A 24622-nucleotide genomic window follows, 5' to 3' on the forward strand; every position below is an offset into this window, starting at 1 on the left:
GCCGCCCACACCTTGCGGTGCGTACGGCGGCAGCGATCTTACAGGAGGCCCCTGGAACGGGGCGGTCCGTGTGGTTTCAGGCGACGCCGACGGCGGGCTTGCCCGTGCTGCCCGCACCCCGTGACGGTGCGCTCCAGCGTGCCATAAGCGCCTTCCACTTGATGCGGGCCGCTGCCAGGTTGCGCTCCTTGACATGGCCGTAGCCGCGGATGTCCTCGGGAATGCTGGCGATCTCCACGGCCAGTGCCAGGCGCTCTGGCGTGAGTTCGGCCAGCAGGCCTTCGATGCACTGGCGGTATTCCTGGATCAGGGCGCGCTCGGTGCGGCGCTCCTGCGTGCGGCCGAAGGGGTCCAGCGCCGTGCCGCGCAGGCCCTTCATCTTCGCCAGCACTTCCATGGCCTTGCGCATCCAGGGACCGTAGGACTTCTTGACCAGATGGCCGTGCTCATCCTTGCCGGCCGACGATGGCGGCGCCAGGTGGTGGACCACGCGGTAGTCGCCCTCGAACATGCCGGCGATGCGCTGGCTGAAGGCCGCATCGGTGTGCAGGCGCGCGACCTCGTACTCATCCTTGTAGGCCATGAGTTTGAACAGATAGCGGGCCACGGCCTCCGACAGGCGCGTGCCGGAGCCCGCCACGCCGCGCTCGGCGGCATGGATCTTGTCCACGAAGGCCTGGTACTCGGCCGCATAGGCGGCGTTCTGGTAGCCCGTGAGGAAGTCCACGCGCTTGGCCACCATCTCGGTCAGCGAGGGCTTCTTGACGAACTGGATCACCTGGGCCGTCTGGAACAGGGCGCGCACGGCAGCCAGGTCATGGGCGCAGCGGCGGCCCCACTCGAATGCGGCCTTGTTGTTGTCGGCCTGCACGCCGTTGAGTTCGATGGCGCGCATCAGCGCCGCATGCGACAGCGGCACGCGGCCCTTTTGCCAGGCGTAGCCCAGGATCAGCGGATTGGTGTAGATGCTGTCGCCCAGCAGTTGCACGGCCACCTGCTCGGCGTCGAAGCTGCCCAGCAGCTCCGGGCCCACGGCCTGGGCCAGTGCGCTGGCGCAGCGGTCGTCCGGCGCCTGCCAGTCAGGGTTGGTGACGAAGGCTGCCGTGGGCGAGCCGTGGCTGTTGAGCGCCACGAAGGTGCGGCCCGGCTGCATCACGGACATGGTGGTCGGCGTGGCCGTGACGATGGGGTCGCAGCCGATCACCAGGTCGGCCTTGGCCATGTCCACCTTGGTGGTGTAGATGGCCTCGGGACGGTTGGCGATCTGGATGTGGCTCCAGGTGGAGCCGCCCTTTTGCGCCAGGCCGGCCGCATCCTGGGTGATCACGCCCTTGCCCTCCAGGTGGGCGGCCATGCCCAGCAGCGAGCCGATGGTGATCACGCCCGTGCCGCCGACGCCGGCCACGACGATGCCCCAGGCCTGCTCGGCCACCGGCAGCACGGGCTCCGGGATGGCGGGCAGCATGGACAGGTCGCCCTTCTTCTCCTTCTTGGGCTTCTTGAGCTGGCCGCCTTCGATGGTGACGAAGCTGGGGCAAAAGCCCTTCACGCAGGAGTAGTCCTTGTTGCAGGTGTTCTGGTTGATGCGGCGCTTGCGGCCGAACTCGGTCTCCACCGGCTCGACCGACAGGCAGTTGGACTGCACGGAGCAGTCGCCGCAGCCTTCGCAGACCAATTCGTTGATCACCACGGTCTTGTCGGGCGTGGCCAGCGTGCCGCGTTTGCGGCGGCGGCGCTTTTCGGTGGCGCAGGTCTGGTCGTAGATGATGGCCGTGCAGCCCTTGAGGGTGCGGAACTCGCGCTGGATGCGGTCCAGCTCGTCGCGGTGGTGCACGGTCACGCCCTCGGCCAGCGGCACGCCGTCGTACTTGGCAGGCTCGTCGGTGACGATGACCAGTTTGGCCACGCCCTCGGACTTGAGGCTGTTCATGATCTGCAGCACCGAGTGGCCCTCGGGCCGCTCGCCCACGCGCTGGCCGCCCGTCATGGCCACGGCGTCGTTGTACAGCAGCTTGTAGGTGATGTTCACGCCGGCCGCGATGCTCTGGCGTATCGCCAGCAGGCCGCTGTGGAAGTAGGTGCCGTCGCCCAGGTTGGCGAAGACATGGGCGTCCTTGGTGAAGGGCGCCTGGCCCACCCAGGTCACGCCCTCGCCGCCCATCTGCGTGAAGGTGCTGGTGGAGCGGTCCATCCACACCGTCATGTAGTGGCAGCCGATGCCGGCCACGGCGCGGCTGCCCTCGGGCACGCGGGTGCTGGTGTTGTGCGGACAGCCGCTGCAAAACCATGGCACGCGGTCGCCCGTGGGCTGGCTCTGGGCGACCTTGAGCGCGGCCTCGCGGGCGTCCAGCACGGCAATGCGCTCGTGCATGCGCTGGGCGATGTGTTCGGGCACGCCGATCTTGGTCAGGCGCTGGACGATGGCGCGCGCGATGAGGGCCGGCGTCAGGTCCGCATTGGGGCGCAGCAGCCAGTCCTGGCTGGGATTGGGCACCGACCATTCGCCGCCGTGCTCATCGCTGAACTTGCCGACCACGTTGGGCCGCACGTCGGAGCGCCAGTTGTACAGCTCTTCCTTGATCTGGTATTCGATGACTTGGCGCTTTTCCTCCACCACCAGGATTTCCTGCAGGCCGCGCGCGAAGTCGCGCGTAATGGTGGCCTCCAGCGGCCAGACCACGTTGACCTTGTGCACGCGTATGCCCAGCTGGCGGCAGGTGTCGTCGTCCAGGCCCAGGTCGGCCAGGGCCTGGCGCATGTCGTTGTAGGCCTTTCCGCTGGCGATCAGGCCGAAGCGGTCGTTGGGGCCGTCGATCACGTTGTGGTTGAGCCGGTTGGCGCGCACATAGGCCAGGGCCGCATACCACTTGTAGTTCATCAGCCGCTGCTCCTGCTCTAGCGGCGCATCGGGCCAGCGGATGTGCAGGCCGCCGGGCGGCATCTGGAAATCCTCGGGCAGGATGATGTTCACGCGGTCCGGCTCCACCGACACGCTGGCCGAGGACTCCACCACCTCCTGGATGGTCTTCATGCCCGACCACAGGCCGGAGAAGCGGCTCATGGCAAAGGCGTGCAGCCCCATGTCCAGGATGTCCTGCACATTGCTGGGAAAGAACACCGGCGTGCCGCAGGCCTTGAAGATGTGGTCGCTCTGGTGGGCGGCCGTGCTGCTCTTGCTGATGTGGTCGTCGCCGGCCAGCGCGATCACGCCGCCGTGCCTGGCCGTGCCCGCCATGTTGGCGTGCTTGAACACGTCGGAGCAGCGGTCCACGCCCGGGCCCTTGCCGTACCACAGGCCAAAGACGCCGTCGAACTTCTTGGTCTCGGGATAGAGATCCAGTTGCTGCGTGCCCCAGACGGCCGTGGCGCCCAGTTCTTCATTGACGCCGGGCTGGAAGACGATGTTGTTGGATTCGAGGTGCTTTTTCGCGGCCCATAGCGCCTGGTCATAGCCGCCCAGCGGGGAGCCCCGGTAGCCGCTGATGAAGCCTGCGGTGTTCAGGCCCGCTGCAGCGTCGCGCTGGCGCTGCAGCATGGGCAGGCGCACAAGGGCCTGTACTCCGCTCATGAACGCACGGCCGTGCTGCAGAGCGTATTTGTCGTCGAGAGTGACCGTCTCCAGGGCGCGGCGCACGTCTTCGGGCAGTGGGGCATTCATGGCTTGTCTCCATCGATGGTCGGCGCCCTGTCATGTCCTGCCCGGAACGGGAAAGAGGCATGCACGGCACTCGTTGTCTGAACCAAATCGCCTTTTTTCAGTGTATTCGTGCTCGTCTGATAGGTCTTTGCTTTCTTTGCGCTGTTTCAAGTATTCTTGGCAAGAATCTTTCTTGAAAACGGTGTTTTGTGCAAACTTTGGACAAATTCGACATTGCCATCCTCGGCCACCTGCAGGCCGATGCGCGGCTGACCAATGCCGAGCTGGCCCAGCGCGTTGGCCTGTCGGCCGCGCCCTGCTGGCGCCGTGTGCGGGCGCTGGAGGAGGCGGGCTTCATCCGCGGATACCACGCCGACATCGACCGCCACAAGATCGGCCTGGGCGTGCTGGCCTTCGTGCGGCTGGATGCCGTGCGCACGGCCGGCACGCTGACGCTGGAGATGGAGGACGCCATCCGCAAGCTGCCCGAGGTCGTGACCTGCCACTACATCAGCGGCACCGGCACCTTCGAGCTGCAGGTGGTGGCGCGCGACCTGGACAGCTTTGCGCAGTTCGCGCGCAACACGCTGCTGAATCTGCCCAATGTGAAGGACATGCAGACCAGTTTCTCGCTGGGCGAGATCAAGTCCAGCCATGCGCTGCCCCTGTCCCAGCTGGGGCCCATGGCGGGCAAGGGCCTGCCGGACCAGTAGCCGCAGGCCGGCGGACTGGCCTGTGAAGGTCGCGCCGAAGCGACAGTGTGCTCCTGCAAAAGGAGCAAAAAGCGCCTGCCGTGCAAGGCGTTGATCGTGGTTCTTAGTGCAACAACCATTTCTGGCGCCACCCCCGCGTTTGGGCCGAGAATCAGGGGCACATGGCCGCAGAACAAACAACACCAGTCCCCGCCCAGCCGCCTGCCTCTGAATCCGAGCCTTCCACCCCGCCCCCGGCCGAGCCTTCGGGCATGGGGGCGCCGGGCACCCTGATCGAAGACCCGTCAGGCATGACGGCCGCCGACAAGGCGGCTGCCGAGGCCGAAGGCCAGAAGGCGGCCCAGGCCCAGCAGGGAGTCTGGGCGCCGCTGTCCGGCCCCACTTTCCGCATGCTCTGGCTGATCTGGATGGCGGCCAATACCTGCATGTGGATGAACGATGTGGCGGCGGCCTGGCTCATGACCTCGCTGACCACCTCGCCCGTGCTGGTGGCCCTGGTGCAATCGGCCTCCACGCTGCCCGTCTTCCTGCTGGGCCTGCCCAGCGGCGCGCTGGCCGACATCCTGGACCGGCGCCGCTACTTCATCGTCACCCAGTTCTGGGTGGCGGCCGTGGCCCTGGTGCTGTGCCTGTTCGTGCTGTCCGGCCAGATGACGGCGCACTGGCTGCTGGTGCTGACCTTTGCCAACGGCATCGGCCTGGCCATGCGCTGGCCCGTGTTCTCGGCGCTGATCCCCGAACTCGTGCCCAAGCACCACCTGCCTTCGGCCATGGCGCTGAACGCGGTGGCCATGAATGCATCGCGCATCATCGGCCCGCTGGTGGCCGGCGCCATCATCGCCAGCCTGGGCAGCGCATGGGTGTTCGTGCTGAACGCCGTGCTGTCCATCCTCTCGGGCATCGTGCTGATCCGCTGGAAGCGCCGCCATGTGGCCAACCCGCTGGGCCGCGAGCGCCTGCCCTCGGCCATGCGCGTGGGCCTGCAGTTCGTGCGCGAGTCGCCCCGCATGCATGCGGTGCTGGCGCGCACGGTGTGCTTCTTCCTGCAGTGCACGGCCGTGATGGCCTTGCTGCCCCTGGTGGCCCAGCGCCTGCACGGCCCCACGGAGGGCGGGGGCGGCGCCGAGACCTTCACGCTGCTGCTGGCCTCCATGGGAGCGGGCGCCATCGTGGGCGCCATGTTCCTGCCGCGCCTGCGCCAGGCCATGTCCAAGGAAAGTCTGATCCGGTCGGGCTCTGCCGTGCATGCGCTGGCCACGCTGGCCGTGGCCCTGTCGCCCAATGTCTACATGGCCGTGTCGGCCATGATGCTGGCCGGCATGGCGCTGATCTCCACCGCCAACGTGCTGGGCGTCTCGGCTCAGATGGCCCTGCCCAACTGGGTGCGGGCGCGCGGCATGTCCATCTACCAGATGTCCATCATGGGCGGTACGGCGACAGGCGCCGCGCTCTGGGGACAGGTGGCCAGCATGGTGGGCGTGAGGGGCAGCCTCATGGTGGCCGCCGCCAGTGGCGTGGTCTGCATGCTGCTGGTCCAGCGCCTGGTGCGCGACCGCCAGATCGAGGAGGATTTGAGTCCCTCCAAGGCCTTCCAGCGCCCCGAGGTCAACATCCCCGAAGCCGGCCGCGTGGTCGTCACCATCGAGTACCAGATCGACCCCACCCAGGCCGAGGCCTTCCGAGCCCTCATGCAGGAAAGCCGCCGCAGCCGCATGCGCCAGGGCGCGCTGGGCTGGAGCCTGCTGCACAGCATGAGCCATCCCGAGCGCTATGTGGAGCAGATCATCGACGAATCCTGGACCGAGCATCTGCGCCGCTTCGACCGCGTCACCGCCGCCGATGTGGCCCTGCGCGACCGCAAGCTGGCCTATCACAAGGGCAAGGAACCGCCGCGCGTCACGAGGTATTTTGATACCCCCTGAGGCGCTGCGCGCCTTCCCCCCGAGGGGGACGGCGCCCTCGCCGCGAGGCGGCTCTTGCTCGGCGCCCCTGGCGCTGGGCCGCGCCAGAGCGAGAGACAGTGGATAGAGGTGTGTCTGCGCTGGTCTTTTGCCATGCGTGGCGAGCCTTGGCGCAAAGGATAAAACCGGCGCACCCCAAAGCGGGGGGAAGCGGCGTAGCCGCTCAGGGGGTCACCTCAAGTGCGGTGCCTGGCTGGCAAGGCTGCGCGGCCAGAAGGCCCACAGGCGCAGATTCTGCTTGATGCGGCCGGCCAGGTCGCCGGCTTCGGGTCCCCAGCCCATGAAGTAGTCGGCGCGCACGGCGCCGACGATGGCGCTGCCGGTGTCCTGGGCGAATACCAGGCGGTTCAGGGCCACGGTGGGCCCGGATGTGGACAGCCAGACCGGCGTGCCATAGGGAATGCTCTGCTTGTCCACGGCGATGGAGCGGCCCGGGGTCAGGGCCACGCCCTGGGCGCCTTTGGGGCCGAATTGCAGGTCCAGGCCTTCCAGCGGCTCCTCGCGGAAGAAGACATAGCGCGGGTTGCTCCACAGCATTTCATTGACGCGGCCGGGATTGGCGGCCACCCAGGCGCTGATGCCGGGCCAGGTGGCGTCGCGCACCAGTCCCTGGTCCAGCAGCCAGCGGCCCACGCTCTTGTAGGGCTGGTCATTGGTGCCCGCAAAGGCGACGCGGATCGTGCGTTGCGCGCCTGTGGGCTCGGTGATGTTCAGGCGCCCCGATCCCTGGATGTGCAGCACCATCGCATCGACGGGGTCGCGCAGCCAGGCGATGGCGCGGCCGGCCAGGGCCGCCTGGGCCTCGGGCATCGTCTCGATCTGCTGGCGCGAGAACCAGGGCTTGCGGCTGCCGAAGCCGGCGCCGGCCGGCGTCTTGTACAGCGGCACGTTGAAGCCGTCGCCCGGCAGGCGCCGTGCCTCGAACAGCGGCTCGTAGTAGGCGGTCAGCATGCCGTCCGGGCCACCGCCCAGCGCTTCGATGCGGTAGGGCTGCAGATTGGCCATGAGCCAGGCGCGCTGCTCGTCGCCCGTGGCAATGCTCAGCTGGCGCACGTCCCGGCACAGGCCCGCGAAGACCGAGCTGGGCCGTTCGCAGTTCTTGAGCCAGGCATTCCAGGCTTCGTGCAGCGCGTCTTCCTGCAGGCCGGGCAATTCGCTCCAGTCGGCTGCGATCCAGCGGCTCTTGGTGGGGGTGCTGGTGACCAGCGGGGGCCTGGGTGTCACGGTGACCGGGCCTCCCGGCTGCAGGTCGGGCACGGGCGAAGGGTCATAGACCGGCTTGGTGGTGGTCGTGCAGGCGACCAGCGTCCCTACAATCAGCGCCATCGCGGCATGGCGCAGGAGGTGGAAATTCATGGGGTTGATTTTGCTCGAAGCACTGCTGGCCTTGGTGATTCTGGTCGCTATTGTGTGGTGGACCATGTTCTCCGGGCGCCGCAAGGGCGAGTTGCCCGTGGACACGCCACGGGATTCGCATCCGTCTCCAGACAAACCCTCTCCCGGGCAGGATCGCAGCGGCCCGTGACGGCCGTGGAGGCGGCCTCGCGGAGCGGGCGCCGTCCTACGGGTATGCCCTGCCCGCACTGATAGGCTGTGCTCAGCCTGCTTTCCACAATGGGGACCCTGGCGCTACCGCACGGTGCGTTCCCAAGATTCAAAAAGGAGTTTCCCATGCGCAAGCACATCGTTCTGGCCGCCGCAACGGCTGCCGCACTGTTCATCTCCGGCTGCGCGAACATGAGCGACACCCAGCGCCGCACGGCCACGGGTGCTGGCGTGGGCGCTGCAGCCGGCGCCGTGCTGGGCGCGGTCACCGGCGGCAGGGCCGGCACGGGCGCCGTGATCGGTGCCGGCGTGGGTGCACTGGGCACCTACATCTGGTCGCAGAACATGGAAAAGCAAAAGCGCGAGATGGAGCAGGCCACCCAGGGCACGGGCGTGAACGTGAGCCAGACGGCCGACAACCAGCTCAAGCTCGACATTCCCAGCGACATCTCGTTCGATACCAACCGTTCCGACATCAAGGGCAACTTCGCCCCCATCCTGGACCGCTTCGCCGAAGGCCTGCGCAACAACCCCAATGCCGAGGTGCGCATCATCGGCCACACGGACAGCACGGGCTCGGACGCCATCAACAACCCGCTGTCGCTGGACCGCGCCAACAGCACGCGCAACTACCTGACCATGCGCGGCGTCTCGGGCGCTCGCATCGCCACCGAAGGTCGTGGCTCGCACCAGCCCGTGGCTTCCAACGACTCGGCCAGCGGCCGTGCCATGAACCGCCGCGTGGAAATCTTCGTGGGCGAGATCCCGCAGCAACATCAGCAGCAGCCCCAGTATCAACAGCAGCCGCAATACCAGCAGCCGCAATACCAGCCCCAGTACCAGCAGCCCCGCTGATCCCGGCTCTGGCCCGGATGCAACGCCCCGCAACGCGGGGCGTTTTTGCGTGGGCGGCCACCTGCCTTGCCCTATGCTGGCACCCATCCATCAATGGGGAGTCGTATGAGTGAAGCAAGCACAGCAGGCATGGCCGACGTGGTCAGCCCGCTCGACAAGGGCCTGGGTGCACTGTCGGCGCCCTGCGCGCCGCAGGACGCTGCAGCGCAGGGCTGGAACCTGCTGCGCGAGGATCTGGGCCTGCCGGCCGCCGTGCTCTCGCAGTCGCGCCTGGCGCACAACCTGGCCTGGATGCAGCGCTTTGTGAACGCCTACGGCGCCAAGCTCGCGCCCCACGGCAAGACGACCATGGCGCCCCGCCTGTTCCGCCAGCAGATCGATGCGGGCGCCTGGGGCATCACCTTGGCGACCGCCCAGCAGACACGCGTGGCCCATGCCCACGGCGTGCGCCGCGTGCTCATGGCCAACCAGCTGATCGGACGGCGCAATATGGCCGCCGTGGCCGAGCTGCTGGCCGATCCCGGTTTCGAGTTCTTCTGCCTGGTGGACTGCGCCGAGCAGGTCGAGCAACTGGCGGCCTTCTTTGGCGCGGCGGGCCAGTCCGTGCAGGTGCTGATCGAGCTGGGCCCGCCCGGCGGGCGCACGGGTGTGCGTTCCGATGCGCAGATGCAGCCGCTGCTGGACGCGTTGGCAAGGGCTGGCGCGGCCGTGCAACTGGCCGGCATCGAGGTCTACGAGGGCGTGCTCAAGGAAGAGGATGCCATCCGCACCCTGCTGCGGCGCGCCGTTCACTGGCTTGAGCGGCTCGCAAGCGACGGACGATTGCAGCGCAGCCCGGCCGTGCTCACGGGAGCCGGCTCGGCCTGGTACGACGTGGTGGCCCAGGAATTCGGCAAGGCCGATATAGGGGGAGCGCTGGATCTGGTGCTGCGCCCCGGCTGCTATCTCACGCATGACGCGGGCATCTACCAGGCAGCGCAGCAGCGCATCGACCAGACCAACCCCGTGGCGCAGCAGATGCGTGCCAGCCTGCTGCCTGCGCTGCAGGTCTGGGCCTATGTGCAGTCACTGCCCGAGCCTGGCCGCGCCATCGTGGCGCTGGGCAAGCGCGATACCGCCTTCGAGGCCGTGCCGCCCCGGCCCGCGCTGCGCTACCGCCCCGGTGATGCAGCGCCGGTGGCCGCACCGCCCCATTGGGAGGTCACGGCCATGATGGACCAGCATGCTTTCCTGAAGGTGGCCGAGGACGATGGCCTGCGCGTCGGCGACATGCTGGCATTCGACATCTCCCACCCCTGCCTGACCTTTGACAAATGGCGGCAGATGGCCGTCGTCAATGATGGCTACGACGTGGTGGACGTGATCGCCACGTATTTCTGAAGGAGTCAGCCGTGCGTGCGCAGCAGGTTGGCCAGTTCCACGGCCGACTTGACCTGCATCTTGTCGAAGACGCGCGCGCGGTGGACTTCGACGGTGCGCACGCTGATGTCCAGCTGGTCGGCGATGAGCTTGTTGGGAATGCCCTCCACCACCAGCCGCATCACGTCGCGCTCGCGCTCCGTCAGTTCGTTGAAGCGCGCACGCACGGCCTCGCGTGCGCGGGTCTCGGCCTGGTGCTGGGCTGACAGTTCCAGCGCCTGCTCGATGCGGTCCACGAGCGCGTTGTCCGAAAAGGGCTTCTCGCAGAAATCGAAGGCGCCGCGCTTGACCGTGTCCACGGCCGTGGGTACGTCGGCATGGCCGGTCAGGAAGATCACGGGCATGCCCTCGATCTGGTTGCGCTCCAGCATGAGGTTGAACAGCGCCAGCCCGCTCATGCCGCCCATGCGCATGTCCAGCAGCAGGCAGCAGGGATTGCGTGGTGGCGGGCGCGATTGCAGCATGGCGTCGAAGGCCTCTGCGCTGTCATAGCATTCGCTGAGCAGGCGGCGCGAGCGCAGCAGCCAGGCCAGCGCTTCGCGTACATCAGTGTCGTCATCGACGATGTAGACGGTGGCGTCGGGTACAGGTTCCATGTGCCTATTGTTCCATCTATGGTTCCACCTGTGCCGGGTTGTGGGTCGGCAGCGTGAAGGCGAAGACGGTTCCGCGCGGGCTGTGCGGGCTGTGCTGCAGGTGGCCGCCATGCTGTTCGACCACGGTGCGGCACAGGCTCAGGCCCAGGCCCATGCCCTCGTTGCGCGTGGTGAAGAAGGGCGTGAACAACTGCTCCGCCACATGCTTGGGGATCCCGCTGCCGCAGTCGATGACGGCGAATTCCACCCAGCTGCGGCGCGTGCTGGCGGCCGCACGCCGCACGCGCAACTGCAGTTCGCGGTCCACGGTCTCGGGAGAGTCCATGGCCTGCATGCCGTTGCGCGCCAGGTTGAGCAGCACCTGCTCGATCATGGTCGGATCGCAGAGCACGGGCGACAGGCCGGGCTCGATATCTGTGGTCACGCGCACGCCCAGGTTGCGCGCCTGCAGGCTGACCAGCGGCAGCACGGCGTCTATGAGTTCGGCGGCACCTATGACTTCGCGTGACTGGTCGCGACGCCGCACGAAGTCGCGCACGCTCTTGATCACGCGGCCTGCACGGTCGGCCTGGAAGCTGATGCGCTCCATGGCCATGCGCAAGTCCTGCAACTGCTGGCGCAGATGGGCTTCGTTGCCGGCGCTACCCTCCGCACCGTCGTCGCTGCCCAGCATGTTCAGCGATCCTGTGGCGTAGCTGGAGATGGCCACCAGCGGCTGGGTGAGTTCATGGCTGAGCAGCGACGCCATTTCGCCCACGGTGGCCAGGCGGGCCGTGGCCTGCAGGCGCTCCTGCGAGGCGCGCGAGATCTCTTCCATGCGCTTTTGCTCGCTGATGTCGATGAAGGCGCTCATCCAGCCCGTGTGCTGGCCCTGGGCGTTGATCAGCGGCGCCTCGAAGATCAGCACCGGAATGCGTGTGCCGTCCTTGCGCATGAAGATGCTTTCGTGGCCCTCGCGCGGCGGCGGCGCGTTGCCGGACAGGCGGTTGTCGCGCCGGCGCGCGTAGATTTCGGCGCGCTCGGGCGGCCAGTAGGGCGCGATGCTCAGGCCCAGCAGCTCCTCGGCCGTAAAGCCCACCATGTTGCAGAAGGCCGGATTCACATAGCTGATGCGGCCCTGCAGGTCGCGCGCGCGCAGGCCCGTGACCAGCGAGTCCTCCATGGCCTTGCGAAAGGCCAGCGCATCGCCCAGGTCACGCTCGGCACGCAGGCGGCGGCGGTTGTCGCGCACCAGCACGGCGACCACGGAGACCAGGGCGATGGACATCAGCGTCACCAGGGCCGTGAGCACGTTGGGGAACACGCTGGGCGCGCGGTGCCAGCTGTCCATGCGCAGCACCAGGGTGCTGCCGGGCAGGTCCAGCAGCTGCTGCGCCGTGAACATGCGCGTGCCGCGCCAGGATGCGCCCAGCAGGGCCAGGCGCGTGCCGTCGGGCTCGGTGAAGGACACTTCCTGGGTGCGCGGCAGGTTCTTGCTGACCTGGGTGATGAGCAGGCTTTGCAGGCTGTAGGTGCCGATGACGAAGCCGATGATGTGGCCGCTTTGCGTCAGCGGCAGGCAGACCTCCATCATCTCCGTGCCCAGGCCCTCGGCCAGCAGCTGGAAGTAGCTGGGCGAGTAGGCGGGGCCGTTCAGGCGGCGCGCGTGGGTGCAGGTCAGCACGGCCTCGGGGTGGGTGTTATTCGTGCGCAGCTGGTCTTCCCACTGCACGTTGCGATAGGGGGTCTCGGCATGGGAGCGGATCTGCAGGCCCGCGTCACGCCACTCGATGCGCATCAGCTCGCGGCGCACCTGCAGCAGCTCGGCGGCGCGGGTCTTCCATTCGGCGGGCTCGTTGTCGGGCGCGTTCAGCGCCTGCAGGTCCTGCAGGTTGCGGTTGAGCGCGGCGCGTATGTCAGCCACGGCATTGGCCGTGTCGCGCTCCAGCTTGTCCTGGACCTGGGAGGCCTCGTAGCGCCCGGCCAGCCAGACCATGGTGACGAGCATGCTCAGGACCAGGGCGACCAGCAGGCTCCACAGCGACCAGCGGCGCCAGGCCGTGCGCCAGCGGCGCCAGGGCCAGCGGCCTTCGGGCATGGGCGACATCGGTGACATGGCCGGCATGGGCGGGTGCGTTGGATTCACAGGACGCGGTGCTCCAGGGCCGGCAGCTGGCGGCGCACATGCGCCAGGCGCTCGCGCTTGATCTCGCCCAGCACCACGCCGGCGCCCTCGGCCTGCTGGGCCAGCACCATGCCCCAGGGATCTGCCAGCAGGCTGTGGCCCCAGGTGCGGCGGCCGTTTTCATGGTGGCCCCCCTGGGCGGGCGCCAGCAGGTAGGCCTGGTTTTCGATGGCGCGGGCGCGCAGCAGCACTTCCCAGTGCGCCAGCCCCGTGATGTGGGTGAAGGCGGCGGGCACCAGCAGCAGGTCGGTGCCCTGCTCGGCAAGGCGGCGGTACAGCTCGGGAAAACGCAGGTCGTAGCACACGCTCAGACCCAGGCGCCAGGTCTCGCCCTCGCGCGAGGTGATGTCGCAGGTGACGGGCGTGTGGCCCGCCTGGACCACGGCGGCTTCCGTGTAGCGCTCGCGTCCGTTGTCGTAGTGGAACAGGTGGATCTTGTCGTAGCGCGCCACGCATTCGCCCTGGGGCGAGAACACCAGCGAGCTGTTGAGCACGTGGGCGTCGTCATCGGCCACCAGGGGCAGGGTGCCGCCCACGATCCACAGCTGCAGCTCGCGTGCTGCGCGGCGCAGGAAGTCCTGGATGGGGCCTGCGCCGAAGCTCTCGCGGTAGGCCAGCTTGTCGGTGTCGCGCAGGCCCATGGCGCAGAAATACTCGGGCAGGGCCGCGAGTTCGGCCCCCTGGTCGCGCGCCTGGCGCAGCAGTGCCAGCGCCTGGTCGAGGTTGGCGCGCACATCGGGTTCCGACACCATTTGCAGGGCTGCGATTTTCATGGGTTCTCTCCTGAAGAAGCGGGCTCGGTGGCGCCGGAGGGCGTGCTGGCGGGGCTGTTGGCGGCAGGATCGGAGGGTGTCGTGGCCCGGCGCCGCGGCAGGGCCGTGACCTGGGGCTCGTCCCAGCTGCCGTCGATGCGGAATTCCTTGGTGGCCGCCGCGATCAGCGGGCCGCGCAGCAGCACCTGCGCCAGGAAGCTTCCCAGGCCGACCACGGGGTTGATGGCCGTGGCCACCAGGGAGGCCGTCATGGCATTGATCTCGGGCACCACCACCACATGCAGATTCTGCGTTTCCTGGACCAGGTCGGCCGTGCCCTCCATCAGCACGGCGGCGTTGACGCCCTTCATCTGCATGTTGTTGGTGCGCGCCACGCCATCGGTGATCTGCACGTCGCCGCGCATGAAGTCGAAGGCGAAGCCGTTGCTGAACACATCGCGGAAATCCAGGGTCAGCCGGCGGGGCAGCGCCTGCAGGCTGAGCACGCTCAGCAGCTTGGCCAGGCCCGGCTCGGCCTTGAGGAACTGGCCGGTCTGCACATCCAGGTGCATGGAGCCAGAGAGGCTGCGGAAGTCGGGCGTGATGGGCGAGCCCGTCCAGCCCGCCGATCCCTGCAGCACGCCCTTGCCGTTGCCCACCACGCCAGGCATATCGAAGCGCGTGAGCAGCTTGCCCACGTCGCGCAGGTCCAGCTGGAACTGCAACTGGCTGCGCCCCGGGTGCTCGGACTGGCCTTGGGGCAGGCGCCACTGGCCGCTGGCCGTCAGCGTGGCCTCGGGCGTGGCGATGTTGAAGCGCGACAACTGCCATTCGCGCGCCGCCGCATCGCCGGGAACGGGGCGGTTGCGGGCCTCCACTTCCAGGCGGCCCAGGGCGTGGCCTGACAGGTGCATGTCGTCCACCACGATCTGCAGGGCCGGCAGTTGGCGCGGCCCCTCGCTGAACAGGGCATCCACGCGGTCGGATTTGGCCTCGGGCACCGTCAGGCGCGACAGCCGGGCCACCAGCTGCCCTTCGGGCTGGGCATCCGTGCCTTCGCGAAAGCCCACGTAGCCGTCAAGCTCCTGGGAGGCGAGGTTGCTGTGCCACGAGCCGCCATCGCGCGAGATGCCCGCCACCACGTCGTGCAGCTGCCGCCCCTTGGCCTGCAGCTGCTTGACGCGCAGGGTCAGCCGGTCGGGGAGGTATTCGCGCGCAGGGTCCGCGGCATCGGCGGGCTCCGGCTTGGCGCCGCTGGACTGCGGCGCCAGTGCCAGCCAGTCGTCGAGATTGAAGAGAGGCAGCTGCACATGGGCCTGCACGCCCTGGCCCGAAGTGGAAGCCGTGCCCGCTTCCTGGCCGATGAGGATGCTGCCGTGCAGCACACGGCTGTGCTTGCCGCTGATGTCGCGCTCATAGAACACCGAGCCCGTATCGCCCAGTTGCACGCTGATCTGGTCGCGCAGCGGGGCATCGGGCGAGGTGAAGCTGGCGGGTGCTAGCTGGTGGCTCACGTTCAGTGGCTGGATGGACTCCGCCGCCTTGCCCAGCGGGGCGGGCAGGTTGATGCGCATGCCTTGCAGGCTGGACTGGACCTGGATTTCGGGTGTTCCGCGCCGCACCTTCAGCAGCAGGGAATAGGGCGACTGGCCTTCGGCATGGCGGGCCAGGTCGGCCACCCAGCCCAGTTCCCTGGCTTCGCGCAGCCCCTGTGCCGTGGCCGTGCCCTGCACACGCACCTTGACGGAGGATTCGGTGGCCGGCGCATTGCGCGCCAGCGCCTGCATGCCGCCATCGGCGCGCAGCTCACCGCCCAGCGCGCGCGCCTGCAGGCCGGCCAGCGAGAAGCCGGTTTCGGAGAACTTGACGGCCCCGCGCAGCTGGCTCAGATGGGGCGTCTGATCATCGAGCTGCAGGGAGTTGCCCGCCAGCGTGACCTGTCCGGACACCTTGCTGCGGTCCAGATGGTCGATGGGCAATTGCAGCTGCAGGGCCAGTTGCGCGGCGCCCGTGGCCTCGCTGCCGTCCAGCACGTGCCCGGTCAGCGCCGACAGGGCCGAGGTCTTGACCACGCCCAGCATGTCGGCCAGCGGGCCCTGGCCCTTGGCGGTGACGGCCACCTCGGTGTGGCCCAGGTTGGGAATGCTGGCCTGGATGTCGCGCATCTGCAGCTGCGGGTAGCCCGCGAACTCGCCGCGTGCATTGCGCACGGCCATCGACGAGCGGTCGAAGACCAGCTCGCCCGACAGATCGACCAGGGCCGGCCAGGGCGCCTCGCCATGCGTGAGCAGATGGGGCGGCACATATTCATAGTGCACGTCATGCAGCTTGGCTGCGATATGGAACTCGCCCTGGCTGGGCTTTTCGGCCGGCACGTGGTCCAGATGGCCGCGCACCTTGAAGTTCACCGTGCTTGCGCGCCCGGCGTGGATGGCCTCTCGCACGTAGTGGCGCGCATCGGCGGGGATTTCCAGCGGCAGGTAGCGGTGCACGCGCGTGCCGTCTGCGTTGCGCAACTGGCCCTGCAGGTCCAGCACGCCCGGAAAGCGCGGGTGCTTGTCGCTGCCGTCGCCGGTGTGCCATTGCGCGCGGGCCTCGCCCTCGGTGTCGTCATTGGCAAAGCGCAGGCTGGGCACCTGCACGCTGATGGCCTGTCCGCGCAACTGCCAGCGCAGGCTGGCCTGCAGGCGGTGCAGCGGGATCTCGGGTTCCTCGAAGACGCCAGGAAAGGACAGCGCAGCCGGCTGCTGCCCCGTGCCCTCCATCTCCAGCTGGGCCTGTCCGCCGTCCTGGTCCAGCGAGAAGCGCGCGTTCAGGCCCTTGATGCCGGGCATGCCCGGCTTCGTGGGGCCTTCGGACGATGCCACGCCGTCGATCGACAGTTGCTGCAGTTCGCCACTGGCCTTGTACTGCTGCAAGGACTCCAGCGGGCCGCGCCAGCTTCCCTGGAACTGGCGCAGCTGGCCGGCAGGGGCCATGTCGGCCAGATGGCGCTGCACCTGCTCTGGCAGCGGCAGGCGCTGGCCCAGCTGGGCGAGGATGGCCAGGTCAATGCCATCGGCCTGGAACTCGCCCTGCTCGCCCAGCGCCCCCTGCGTGCTGGCGCCGGCGGGGTTGTAGCGCGCGCGTAGATTGCCAGCCGGCCAGTGCAGACCGTCGCCCGTGGAAAATTCCAGGTTCTGCGCGGCGAAGCGCCAGCCGTCCTGGTGCTGCACGCTCAGCCTGCCCGTCAGCGCCTGCAGTTGCAGCGGCTCCAGGTGTTCGCGCCACTGCAGTTGCAGGGCATTCACCGCCACATCGGCCATGGCACCCACGGGCTGGCCCTGGCGCAGGTCGATCCAGGCGCGCAGTGCGCCCCGGCCCTGCTGCAGGCGCAGGTCGGACGTATCCATGTACTGCCCGAGCCGGGACAGGTCGATCTGCGTGAACATCGCATGGGCCTGTCCGCTCCAGCGCTGCCAGTTGCCCTCGTGCGTGGACAGCAGCGGCTCGCGGAACAGGCCGGCGAGCATGAAGCGCTCGCCCCAGCCTTCGGGCGGCGTGGCATCCAGGCGCATTCCGTGGCTCCAGCCCTTGTTGCGCAGCACCAGGTCCACATCGCGCAAGGCCAGCGGCGGTGCCTGGCGCAGTTCGTCCACCCACAGCAGGCTGCCGCCGCGCAGGGCCAGCTCGGTTTGGGAAAACAGCCAGTCGGCAGCGGCATTGTCCCCGCCCGATGAAGGGCTGATCTCGATGCCGGCCACGAAGACACGGCCATCGGCCGCGCGGCGGACCACGAGTTCGGGGCGGTCGATGTAGATCTGCTCCACGCCCAGGCGCATCAGCGAGCGGGCCGAAACGGCTACCACCACGCTGGGCAGGCGCAGGGCGTCCGCGGTGTGTTCTGGGTCTTCGACCACCACGTCGCCCAGCTCGAACCGGGGGACCAGTCCCTCGCTGCGGGCCGTGATGCTGCCTATGCGCACGGGTAGGCCCAGCGTGCGTGAGGCCAGGGATTCCAGCTGAGGACGCCATTCGCCGATTCGCGGCACAATCCAGCCATGGAGCACCCCCCACACGGAGCCCAGGACCAGCCAGAAGGCCAGGACCAGCCCCAGTGACCACCGCGCAAGGCCGGCCATCCAACGGGTCAGGCGTGTGGGGTGCGGTTTCGGTTCGATCATCGGCGGCATCAGCTATGACGGGAATTATGACCGGCACCCTCAGGGGCCGGACGGTAACCAAGGGTTGCTGCGATCCCTCTGCGCGTGAGTGGCCGCTTCTTTCGCGTTCCGTATGCAATCCTCAGAGCACGCAATGGCAGACACGGCCTTGAATGTCCCCGCACAGGCCGCCTATTCCCGTTTCCACCAACGGCTGCATCGTCGCTATGGCGACGAGTTGAGCCTGTTGCCGCCGGGCCCGCCCGAGCGCGCCTCCATGGAGCAGGCCCTGTCGGCGCTGCTGGAGCGCGGGCTGGACCTGTCGGCTGCGCTGCGTGTGCTGCGCCAGCTGGTCATGGAGCGCACCATGGTGCTCGACTGCGAGCAGCAGGCGCCGCTGGCCGTGGTCACGCGGGCCGTAACCGAGCTGGCCGAGCTGGCGCTGGAGCGCGCCTGCATCCAGGTGCGCGCCGAACTCGATGCGCGCCATGGCGCACCGCAAGGCCCCGAGGGCCGGCCCGTGCAGCTGTGGATCATCGGCATGGGCAAGCTGGGCGCGCGCGAGCTCAATGTCTCCAGCGACATCGACCTGATCTACGTCTACGAGCAGGACGGCGACACGGCCGGCCTGCCTGACGGGCGCGGCGTTCTCTCCAACCATGAGTACTTCGCGCGCGTTGTCAAAGGCATCTATGGCCTGATCGGCGACACCACCGAGCACGGATTCGTGTTCCGCGTGGACCTGGCGCTGCGGCCCAACGGCAACTCGGGGCCGTCGGCTGTCTCGCTGGCCTCGCTGGAAGAGTATCTGCAGACCCATGGCCGCGAGTGGGAGCGCTTCGCCTGGCTCAAGAGCCGGGTGGTGGCGCCCATGGACAGCGTGCGCTCCACGCAGGTGCAGGCGCTGCGCGCCGTGGTCCTGCCCTTCGTCTTTCGCCGCTATCTGGATTACGCGGTCTTCGATGCGCTGCGGTCGCTGCACCGCCAGATCCGCGAGCATGCGGCGCGGCGCAGCGCGGGCCATCCCGGCCGCTCCAATGACGTCAAGCTCTCGCGCGGCGGTATCCGCGAGATCGAATTCACCGTGCAATTGCTGCAGGTGGTGCGTGGCGGCCAGTTCCCCGAGTTGCGCTGCCGCCCCACGCTGGAGGCGCTGGGGCGCCTGGCGCGCGCCGGCCTCATGAGCCAGGAAGTGGCCGACGCCCTGGGCGCGGCCTATACCTTTTTGCGCCGTGTCGAGCACCGCATCCAGTACCTGGACGACCAGCAGACCCATGTGCTGCCCACGCGCGATGACGACCTCGAATGGATTGCGCGCACCATGGGCTTTGCCGATACCTGCGCCTTCCTGCACCAGTTCGACGCCCACCGCGAAAAGGTGGCCGAGGAGTTCGACACCCTGCTCGGCGGCTCGGCCCCCCCGCAATGCAGCGCGGGCCGCTGCAACGGCGCCCGCAGCCCTGCACAGGGAGGAACGCCGCGCGAGATCGATGGACTCATGGAGCAGCTGCCGCCCGCCCTGGCCGCCCACGTGGCCGACTGGCGCGGCAACGCCCGCATCGCCAACCTGCGCGACGAGGCGCGCAGCCGGCTGTTCCGCCTTGTGCAGCGCACGGCGCAATGGGTGGCCGAGCGCAGCGTGCCCGAAGACGCCGCAGTGCGCTTTCTGAACTGGCTGGAGCCGCTGCTGCGCCGCGAAAGCTATCTGGCCCTGCTGCTGGAGCGCCCTGCCGTGCACGAGCGGCTGCTGGACCTGCTGGGCGCGGCGCGCTGGCCCGCGCGCTATCTGCAGCAGCACCCGGGCGTGATCGACGAGCTGGCCAACGACGCCATGCTGGGCGAGCGCTTCTCTCCCATGGATTTCGAGCATGAGCTGGCCCTGCGCCTGGCCGCGCTGCAGACCACGGGCGAGGACGACGACGAAACCCTGCTGAACCTGCTGCGCCGCGCCCACCATGCCGAGGTCTTTCGCACGCTGGCGCGTGATATCGAGGGCCGCATCACGGTCGAGCAGGTGGCGGACGATCTCAGTGCGCTGGCCGACTGCGTGCTGCGCGTGACGGCCAGCTGGTGCTGGAGCCGGCTCAAGAACCGCCACCGCGAGTCGCCGCAGTTCGCCATCATTGGCTACGGCAAGCTCGGCGGCAAGGAGCTGGGCTACGGCAGCGACCTGGATATCGTCTTCGTCTTCGATGACGACGACGAGCACGCCTCCGAGATCTATGCCGCCTTTGTGCGCAAGCTCATCAACTGGCTGGCCGTCAAGACGGGCGAGGGCGATCTGTTCGAGATCGACACCGCGCTGCGCCCCAACGGCAACTCCGGCCTGCTGGTGACCAGCTTTGCCTCCTATGCCAACTACCAGCAGCAGCGCGGCAGCAACACGGCATGGACCTGGGAGCACCAAGCCATGACGCGGGCGCGCTTCGTGCTGGGCAGCGACGATCTGCAGGCCCGCTTCGACGCCGTGCGCGAGGCCGTGATCACCGCGCCGCGCGACGCCGCGGCCCTGCGCGACGAGATCGTGGCCATGCGCGAACGCGTGCGCAGTGCGCATCCGGTGCGCGGCGGCCTCTTCGACGTCAAGCACAGCCCCGGCGGCATGGTCGATGTGGAGTTCGCCGTCCAGTACCTGGTTCTCTCGCAATCGGCCCTGCATCCGGGGCTGATGGCCAATCTGGGCAACATCGCGTTGCTGCAGCGTGCGGAAGAGGCGGGGCTGCTGCCTGCAGGCGTGGGCCAGCAGGCCGCCCGGGCCTACCGTGAACTGCGCCGCCTGCAGCACGTGGCGCGGCTGGACGAGCGGACGGCCCAATTGGTGCCGGGCCAGGCCGAGCCGCTCAGTGCGCCGGTCAAGGCCCTGTGGGAAGCGGTTTTCACAGGGGCCGCTTTGGTGTGAGGATGCGCGGAAGGAAGGTGGTCGGCTCTGGCCGACGCCATCCCGTCAGCATCCATCGAACACGGCCTACAGCAGAATGACGCTACTCGTCAAAATGTTACATTTTTCCCGCCCCCGACCCCTGGAACTTCTGCAAAAGTAGCTCATCTATTGGACAGGTTGACGAGAGAGGGTATCCAGACCGAATTTCACGTTGCGAAGCCTCTGGGGCCACAGTCCTGAACTGTTCCGCCCGAAGCGCTTCTCCTCCCTCCCTCTCTTTATTCGTTTCGGGATGCTTCGCAACTTTTTTATGCCAGCAAAAAGGCCACCCATCGGGTGGCCTTTTTTGTTGCCGCTGCAGTTGCCGTTGTCGTTGCGGGGGTGACCCGTTTTCAGGGCTGGGGCGGGCGTGTGGCCGCAAAGCTGGCGCGTTCCGCCAGCTTGGCCTGCAAGGTGGCCAGATTGGGGTGGTCGGCGCGCCAGTCCAGTTCGGGAAAGCGAAAGTCCAGCCAGCCCAGGGCACAGCCCACGCACACGTCGGCCAGGGTGAAGTGGATGCCGCAGCAATAGGGCTTGTCGCCCAGGCCCTGGGACATTACGTTCAGTGCGGCGCGCACCTTGGCCAGCTGGCGGTCTATCCAGGCCTGGCAACGCTGCTCTTCGCTGCGGCCATCCCAGGTGGCTTCGAGGCGGGCCAGGGCTCCGGCGTCCAGCACGCCATCGGCCAGGGCTTCCCAGGTCTTGATCTCGGCACGCTCGCGGCCTGTGCCGGGGATCAGCTTGCCTACCGGGGAAAGTGTGTCCAGATATTCGACGATCACGCGCGAGTCGAACATGGCATCGCTGCCGTCCATGACCAGGCGCGGCACCTTGCCCAGCGGGTTGCCGGTGCCCGGCGACAGCTCGCGGCTCCAGGGGTTTTCCTCGACGAACTGATAGTCGAGCCTTTTCTCGGCCAGTACGACGCGTACCTTGCGTACGTAGGCGCTGGTGGAGGAACCTATCAGTTTCATGGCTGTTTTCCGTGGCGAAGAGGCGGCCCATGGGCGGGCAGCCGATTCTATGCGCTGCCCGGCGATCTCCCCCTACAGCCCCCGTTTTTGCCGCGCGCACCTACAATCACGGCCCATGAATCTGCCGCACATCTCCGCCCTGTCCCCGCTCGACGGCCGCTACGCCGCCAAACTGTCTCCTCTGCGCCCGATCATGAGCGAGATGGGATACATGCACCGCCGCGTGCAGGTGGAGGTGACCTGGTTCATCGCCCTGTCGGACGCCGGCTTTGCCGAGTTCAAGCCCCTGACCGAAGGCGCCCGCGTCTATCTGCAGGATCTGGTGAAGAACTTCTCCGAGGCCGATGCCGTGGCCATCAAGGACATCGAAAAGACCACCAACCACGACGTCAAGGCCGTGGAGTACTGGATCAAGGGCAAGTTCGACGGCCGTCCCGAGCTGCTCAAGGCCGCCGAATTCGTGCACTTCGCCTGCACCAGCGAGGACATCAACAACACCAGCCATGCGCTGCAACTGCGCGCCGGTCGTGACAGCGTGCTGCTGCCGGCCTTGACGGGCATCACCGCCAAGCTGCGCGAGATGGCCCACGCCTACGCGGCCGTGCCCATGCTCAGCCGCACGCACGGCCAGACCGCCAGCCCCACCACCGTGGGCAAGGAAATCGCCAACGTGCTGGTGCGTCTGGAAAAGGCCGCTGCCCGCATCGCCGAGGTCAAGCTCCTGGCCAAGATGAATGGCGCCGTCGGCAACTACAACGCCCATCTGTCGGCCTGGCCCGAGTTCGACTGGGAAGCCTTCAGCAAGAAGGTGATCGAGTCGCCCGAGCCCCAGGGCCTGGGCCTGAGCTTCCAGCCCTACTCGATCCAGATCGAGCCGCATGACTACATGGCCGAGCTGTTCGACGCCATCGCGCGCGCCAACACCATCCTCATCGACTTCTCGCGCGATGTCTGGGGCTATGTGTCCCTGGGCTACTTCAAGCAACGCCTGAAGGCCGGCGAGATCGGCTCGTCCACCATGCCGCACAAGGTCAACCCCATCGACTTCGAGAATGCCGAAGGCAACCTGGGCCTGGCCAACGCGCTGCTCAAGCACCTGGCCGAAAAGCTGCCCATCTCGCGCTGGCAGCGCGACCTGACCGACTCGACCGTGCTGCGCAACATTGGCGTGGCCATGGGCTATGCCACGCTGGCCTACAGCTCGCTGATGACGGGCCTGAACAAGCTCGAACTCAACGAAGAGCGCCTGCAGGAAGACCTGGACCACGCCTGGGAAGTCCTGGCCGAGCCCATCCAGACCGTCATGCGCCGCTACGGCGTGCAGGGCGCCTACGAAAAGCTCAAGGAAGTCACGCGCGGCAAGACCGTGCAGGCCGAAGACCTGCACCGCCTGATCAACGGCCTGGAAATCCCCCAGGCCGACAAGGACCGCCTGTTGGCCATGACGCCTGCCTCCTATGTGGGCAAGGCGGCCGAGCTGGCCCGCCGCGTCTAATCCATCCTTTGCCGCGCCATGAAGGGCGCGCTTCAACCATTCAGGGCTGCCGATGCAAGCACAGGCTTGCTGCGGCAGCTCTTGTTTTTGATAGGTTCTGTCTCATGGCCCTCAAATCCACCATCTTCAAGGCGAACCTGTCCATCGCCGACATCGACCACGGCTACTACGCCGACCATGCGCTGACCTTGGCGCGCCATCCCAGCGAGACGGACGAACGCATGATGGTGCGCCTGGTGGCCCTGGCCCTCAATGCACACCAGCTCAATGACATGTGCAAGGGCGACGGCACGCTGGCGTTTGGCGCAGGCCTGTCCGATCCCGAAGACCCCGATGTCTCGCTGACCGACTTCACGGGCGCCAAGCGCCTGTGGATCGAGGTCGGCCAGCCCGAGGAAAAGCCCATCGTCAAGGCCTGCAACAAATCCGATGCGGTGGTGCTCTACGCCTTCCACCATGCGGCCGAGGTCTGGTGGAAGGGCCTGGAGGGCAAGCTGGCGCGGCTGAACAAGCTGCAGGTCTGGCGCATTCCCTCCGAAACATCCCAATCCCTGGCGGAGCTGGCAGAGCGCAGCATGCAGCTGCAGGCCACCATCCAGGAAGGCGCGCTGACGCTCAGCAGCAACCTGGGCACGGTCTTCATCGAGCCGCTGCGCTGGAAGTAAACGGGCTCCCGCTCAAGGTCCCCGTCTCAACCCGGCAACTGCATCCGTACGGCCTGGGCGAAGGACTCCACGGTCCAGCCCGCGCCCAGCAGCATGCGGCGCGTGGACAGGCGGTCCATGACATCGTCCGGCACATTGCGGCCCAGATGGATGAGTGACTTGCTGTCCGCAATGCCCACATATCGGCCGTCATAGCTTCGCGCCAGATGGTTCCACAGGCCGTGGGCGCCCGGTGACTGGCGTGCGCCGCTGACCAGGCAGGTGCCTTTGTCCAGCACGCTGCGATACACGGCGCTGGCAATGCCGCGCCGCTGGTAATGCGGCGCAAAGCGCGAATGCGGCGAGCGCACGCGCCGGTCGGTGCGCTTGTCCACCTCGACCAGGCGATTGAACACCGTGTAGCCGGCCAGGCAGCGCCGCTCCATGTCCTCCACGTAGGCAAACCATTCGCCGTCGGCTTCACGCCAGTGCAGCTGGAACTGCGGGTCGTGCAACGGGCGGCGCTCCAGGCCATGGAGCTTGTTGCCGGGCTGGTACAGGTGCTCGTGAATGGCTTCGAGCTCGCCCTCCACCAGCGGCTGCATCACGTCGATGCGCAGTTCGGTGACGTGGCGTGGCGCGCAGCGGGGCAGGGCGCGATGCGCCACGGTATCGCTCAGATGGCGCAGATGGCGCAAGAGCGTGGAAAAAGAGGGGGCGGCAAAAGAGGGCCCGGCTGGGGCAAGGGCTAGACAGGTCACGGCAGGGCTCGCTTCGTCGGCTGGCCTTGAGGCCGGGCAGACGC

Annotated in this window: 16 protein-coding genes; 8 read left to right on the forward strand and 8 right to left on the reverse strand. The window is 67.8% G+C overall.

What is annotated here, in order from left to right; translation table 11 throughout:
* Positions 1-76: 76 nt before the first annotated feature.
* Positions 77-3658 carry an indolepyruvate ferredoxin oxidoreductase family protein gene (locus tag KDK82_RS17765; RefSeq protein WP_088165783.1) on the reverse strand — a complete coding sequence of 1194 codons (3582 nt, stop codon included), beginning with the start codon at positions 3656-3658 and terminating at the stop codon, positions 77-79.
* 188 nt (positions 3659-3846) lie between these two features.
* Between KDK82_RS17765 and KDK82_RS17770 the strand changes: the two genes are divergently transcribed.
* Positions 3847-4350, forward strand: coding sequence for an Lrp/AsnC family transcriptional regulator (locus KDK82_RS17770; RefSeq protein WP_012202773.1), 504 nt, complete (start codon positions 3847-3849; stop codon positions 4348-4350).
* A 161-nt stretch (positions 4351-4511) separates the two neighbouring features.
* Positions 4512-6272: an MFS transporter gene (locus KDK82_RS17775; protein WP_088165784.1), complete on the forward strand. Its 1761-nt coding sequence runs from the start codon at positions 4512-4514 to the stop codon at positions 6270-6272.
* 210 nt (positions 6273-6482) lie between these two features.
* Here the strand turns inward: KDK82_RS17775 and KDK82_RS17780 are convergent, their stop codons facing one another.
* Complete coding sequence (locus KDK82_RS17780; RefSeq protein WP_034389752.1) at positions 6483-7667, reverse strand: murein transglycosylase A; 1185 nt, start codon at positions 7665-7667, stop codon at positions 6483-6485.
* Between KDK82_RS17780 and KDK82_RS32830 the strand changes: the two genes are divergently transcribed.
* The 3 genes from KDK82_RS32830 (at position 7666) to KDK82_RS17790 (ending at position 10091) form a co-directional block, all read left to right on the forward strand.
* Positions 7666-7836 carry a hypothetical protein gene (locus KDK82_RS32830; RefSeq protein ID WP_016449371.1) on the forward strand — a complete coding sequence of 57 codons (171 nt, stop codon included), beginning with the start codon at positions 7666-7668 and terminating at the stop codon, positions 7834-7836. The genes KDK82_RS17780 and KDK82_RS32830 overlap by 2 nt on opposite strands.
* 146 nt (positions 7837-7982) lie before the next feature.
* Positions 7983-8711: an OmpA family protein gene (locus KDK82_RS17785; protein WP_016449372.1), complete on the forward strand. Its 729-nt coding sequence runs from the start codon at positions 7983-7985 to the stop codon at positions 8709-8711.
* 105 nt (positions 8712-8816) lie between these two features.
* Positions 8817-10091, forward strand: coding sequence for an amino acid deaminase (locus KDK82_RS17790; RefSeq protein ID WP_088165785.1), 1275 nt, complete (start codon positions 8817-8819; stop codon positions 10089-10091).
* 5 nt (positions 10092-10096) lie between these two features.
* Here KDK82_RS17790 and KDK82_RS17795 read toward each other — a convergent pair whose 3' ends face one another.
* The 4 genes from KDK82_RS17795 to KDK82_RS17810 are packed head-to-tail and all read right to left on the reverse strand — an operon-like array spanning position 10097 to position 17805.
* Entirely contained in the window at positions 10097-10726 is a 630-nt protein-coding gene (locus tag KDK82_RS17795; protein ID WP_088165786.1) for a response regulator transcription factor, read from the reverse strand.
* Positions 10727-10742: 16 nt separating this feature from the next.
* Positions 10743-12830, reverse strand: a complete 2088-nt coding sequence (locus tag KDK82_RS17800) for a PAS domain S-box protein (RefSeq protein WP_088165787.1) — start codon at positions 12828-12830, stop codon at positions 10743-10745.
* Between the two features lie 17 nt (positions 12831-12847).
* On the reverse strand, positions 12848-13663 hold the full coding sequence (locus tag KDK82_RS17805; protein ID WP_088165788.1) for a carbon-nitrogen hydrolase family protein: 816 nt from the start codon (positions 13661-13663) through the stop codon (positions 12848-12850).
* Positions 13660-17805, reverse strand: coding sequence for a YhdP family protein (locus tag KDK82_RS17810; protein ID WP_088165789.1), 4146 nt, complete (start codon positions 17803-17805; stop codon positions 13660-13662). Before KDK82_RS17810 ends, KDK82_RS17805 begins: the two co-directional genes overlap by 4 nt.
* A gap of 133 nt (positions 17806-17938) precedes the next feature.
* Here KDK82_RS17810 and glnE point away from each other — a divergent pair, with 133 nt between their 5' ends.
* Positions 17939-20683: a bifunctional [glutamate--ammonia ligase]-adenylyl-L-tyrosine phosphorylase/[glutamate--ammonia-ligase] adenylyltransferase gene (gene glnE, locus KDK82_RS17815; protein ID WP_034389764.1), complete on the forward strand. Its 2745-nt coding sequence runs from the start codon at positions 17939-17941 to the stop codon at positions 20681-20683.
* A gap of 374 nt (positions 20684-21057) precedes the next feature.
* On the opposite strand, the gene KDK82_RS17820 is transcribed toward glnE, so the two are convergent.
* The gene (locus KDK82_RS17820) at positions 21058-21678 is read right to left on the reverse strand and encodes a glutathione S-transferase family protein (protein ID WP_013804599.1); all 621 of its coding nucleotides are present in this window, start codon (positions 21676-21678) and stop codon (positions 21058-21060) included.
* A 115-nt stretch (positions 21679-21793) separates the two neighbouring features.
* Here KDK82_RS17820 and purB point away from each other — a divergent pair, with 115 nt between their 5' ends.
* Positions 21794-23173, forward strand: a complete 1380-nt coding sequence (gene purB, locus KDK82_RS17825) for an adenylosuccinate lyase (protein WP_065347260.1) — start codon at positions 21794-21796, stop codon at positions 23171-23173.
* Positions 23174-23277: 104 nt separating this feature from the next.
* The gene (locus KDK82_RS17830) at positions 23278-23838 is read left to right on the forward strand and encodes a YaeQ family protein (RefSeq protein WP_088165790.1); all 561 of its coding nucleotides are present in this window, start codon (positions 23278-23280) and stop codon (positions 23836-23838) included.
* Positions 23839-23864: 26 nt separating this feature from the next.
* Here KDK82_RS17830 and KDK82_RS17835 read toward each other — a convergent pair whose 3' ends face one another.
* Positions 23865-24578, reverse strand: a complete 714-nt coding sequence (locus KDK82_RS17835; protein WP_088165791.1) for an N-acetyltransferase — start codon at positions 24576-24578, stop codon at positions 23865-23867.
* Positions 24579-24622 lie beyond the last annotated feature (44 nt).

It is taken from the genome of Delftia sp. K82, from assembly GCF_002193035.1.
GTDB lineage: Bacteria > Pseudomonadota > Gammaproteobacteria > Burkholderiales > Burkholderiaceae_C > Comamonas > Comamonas acidovorans.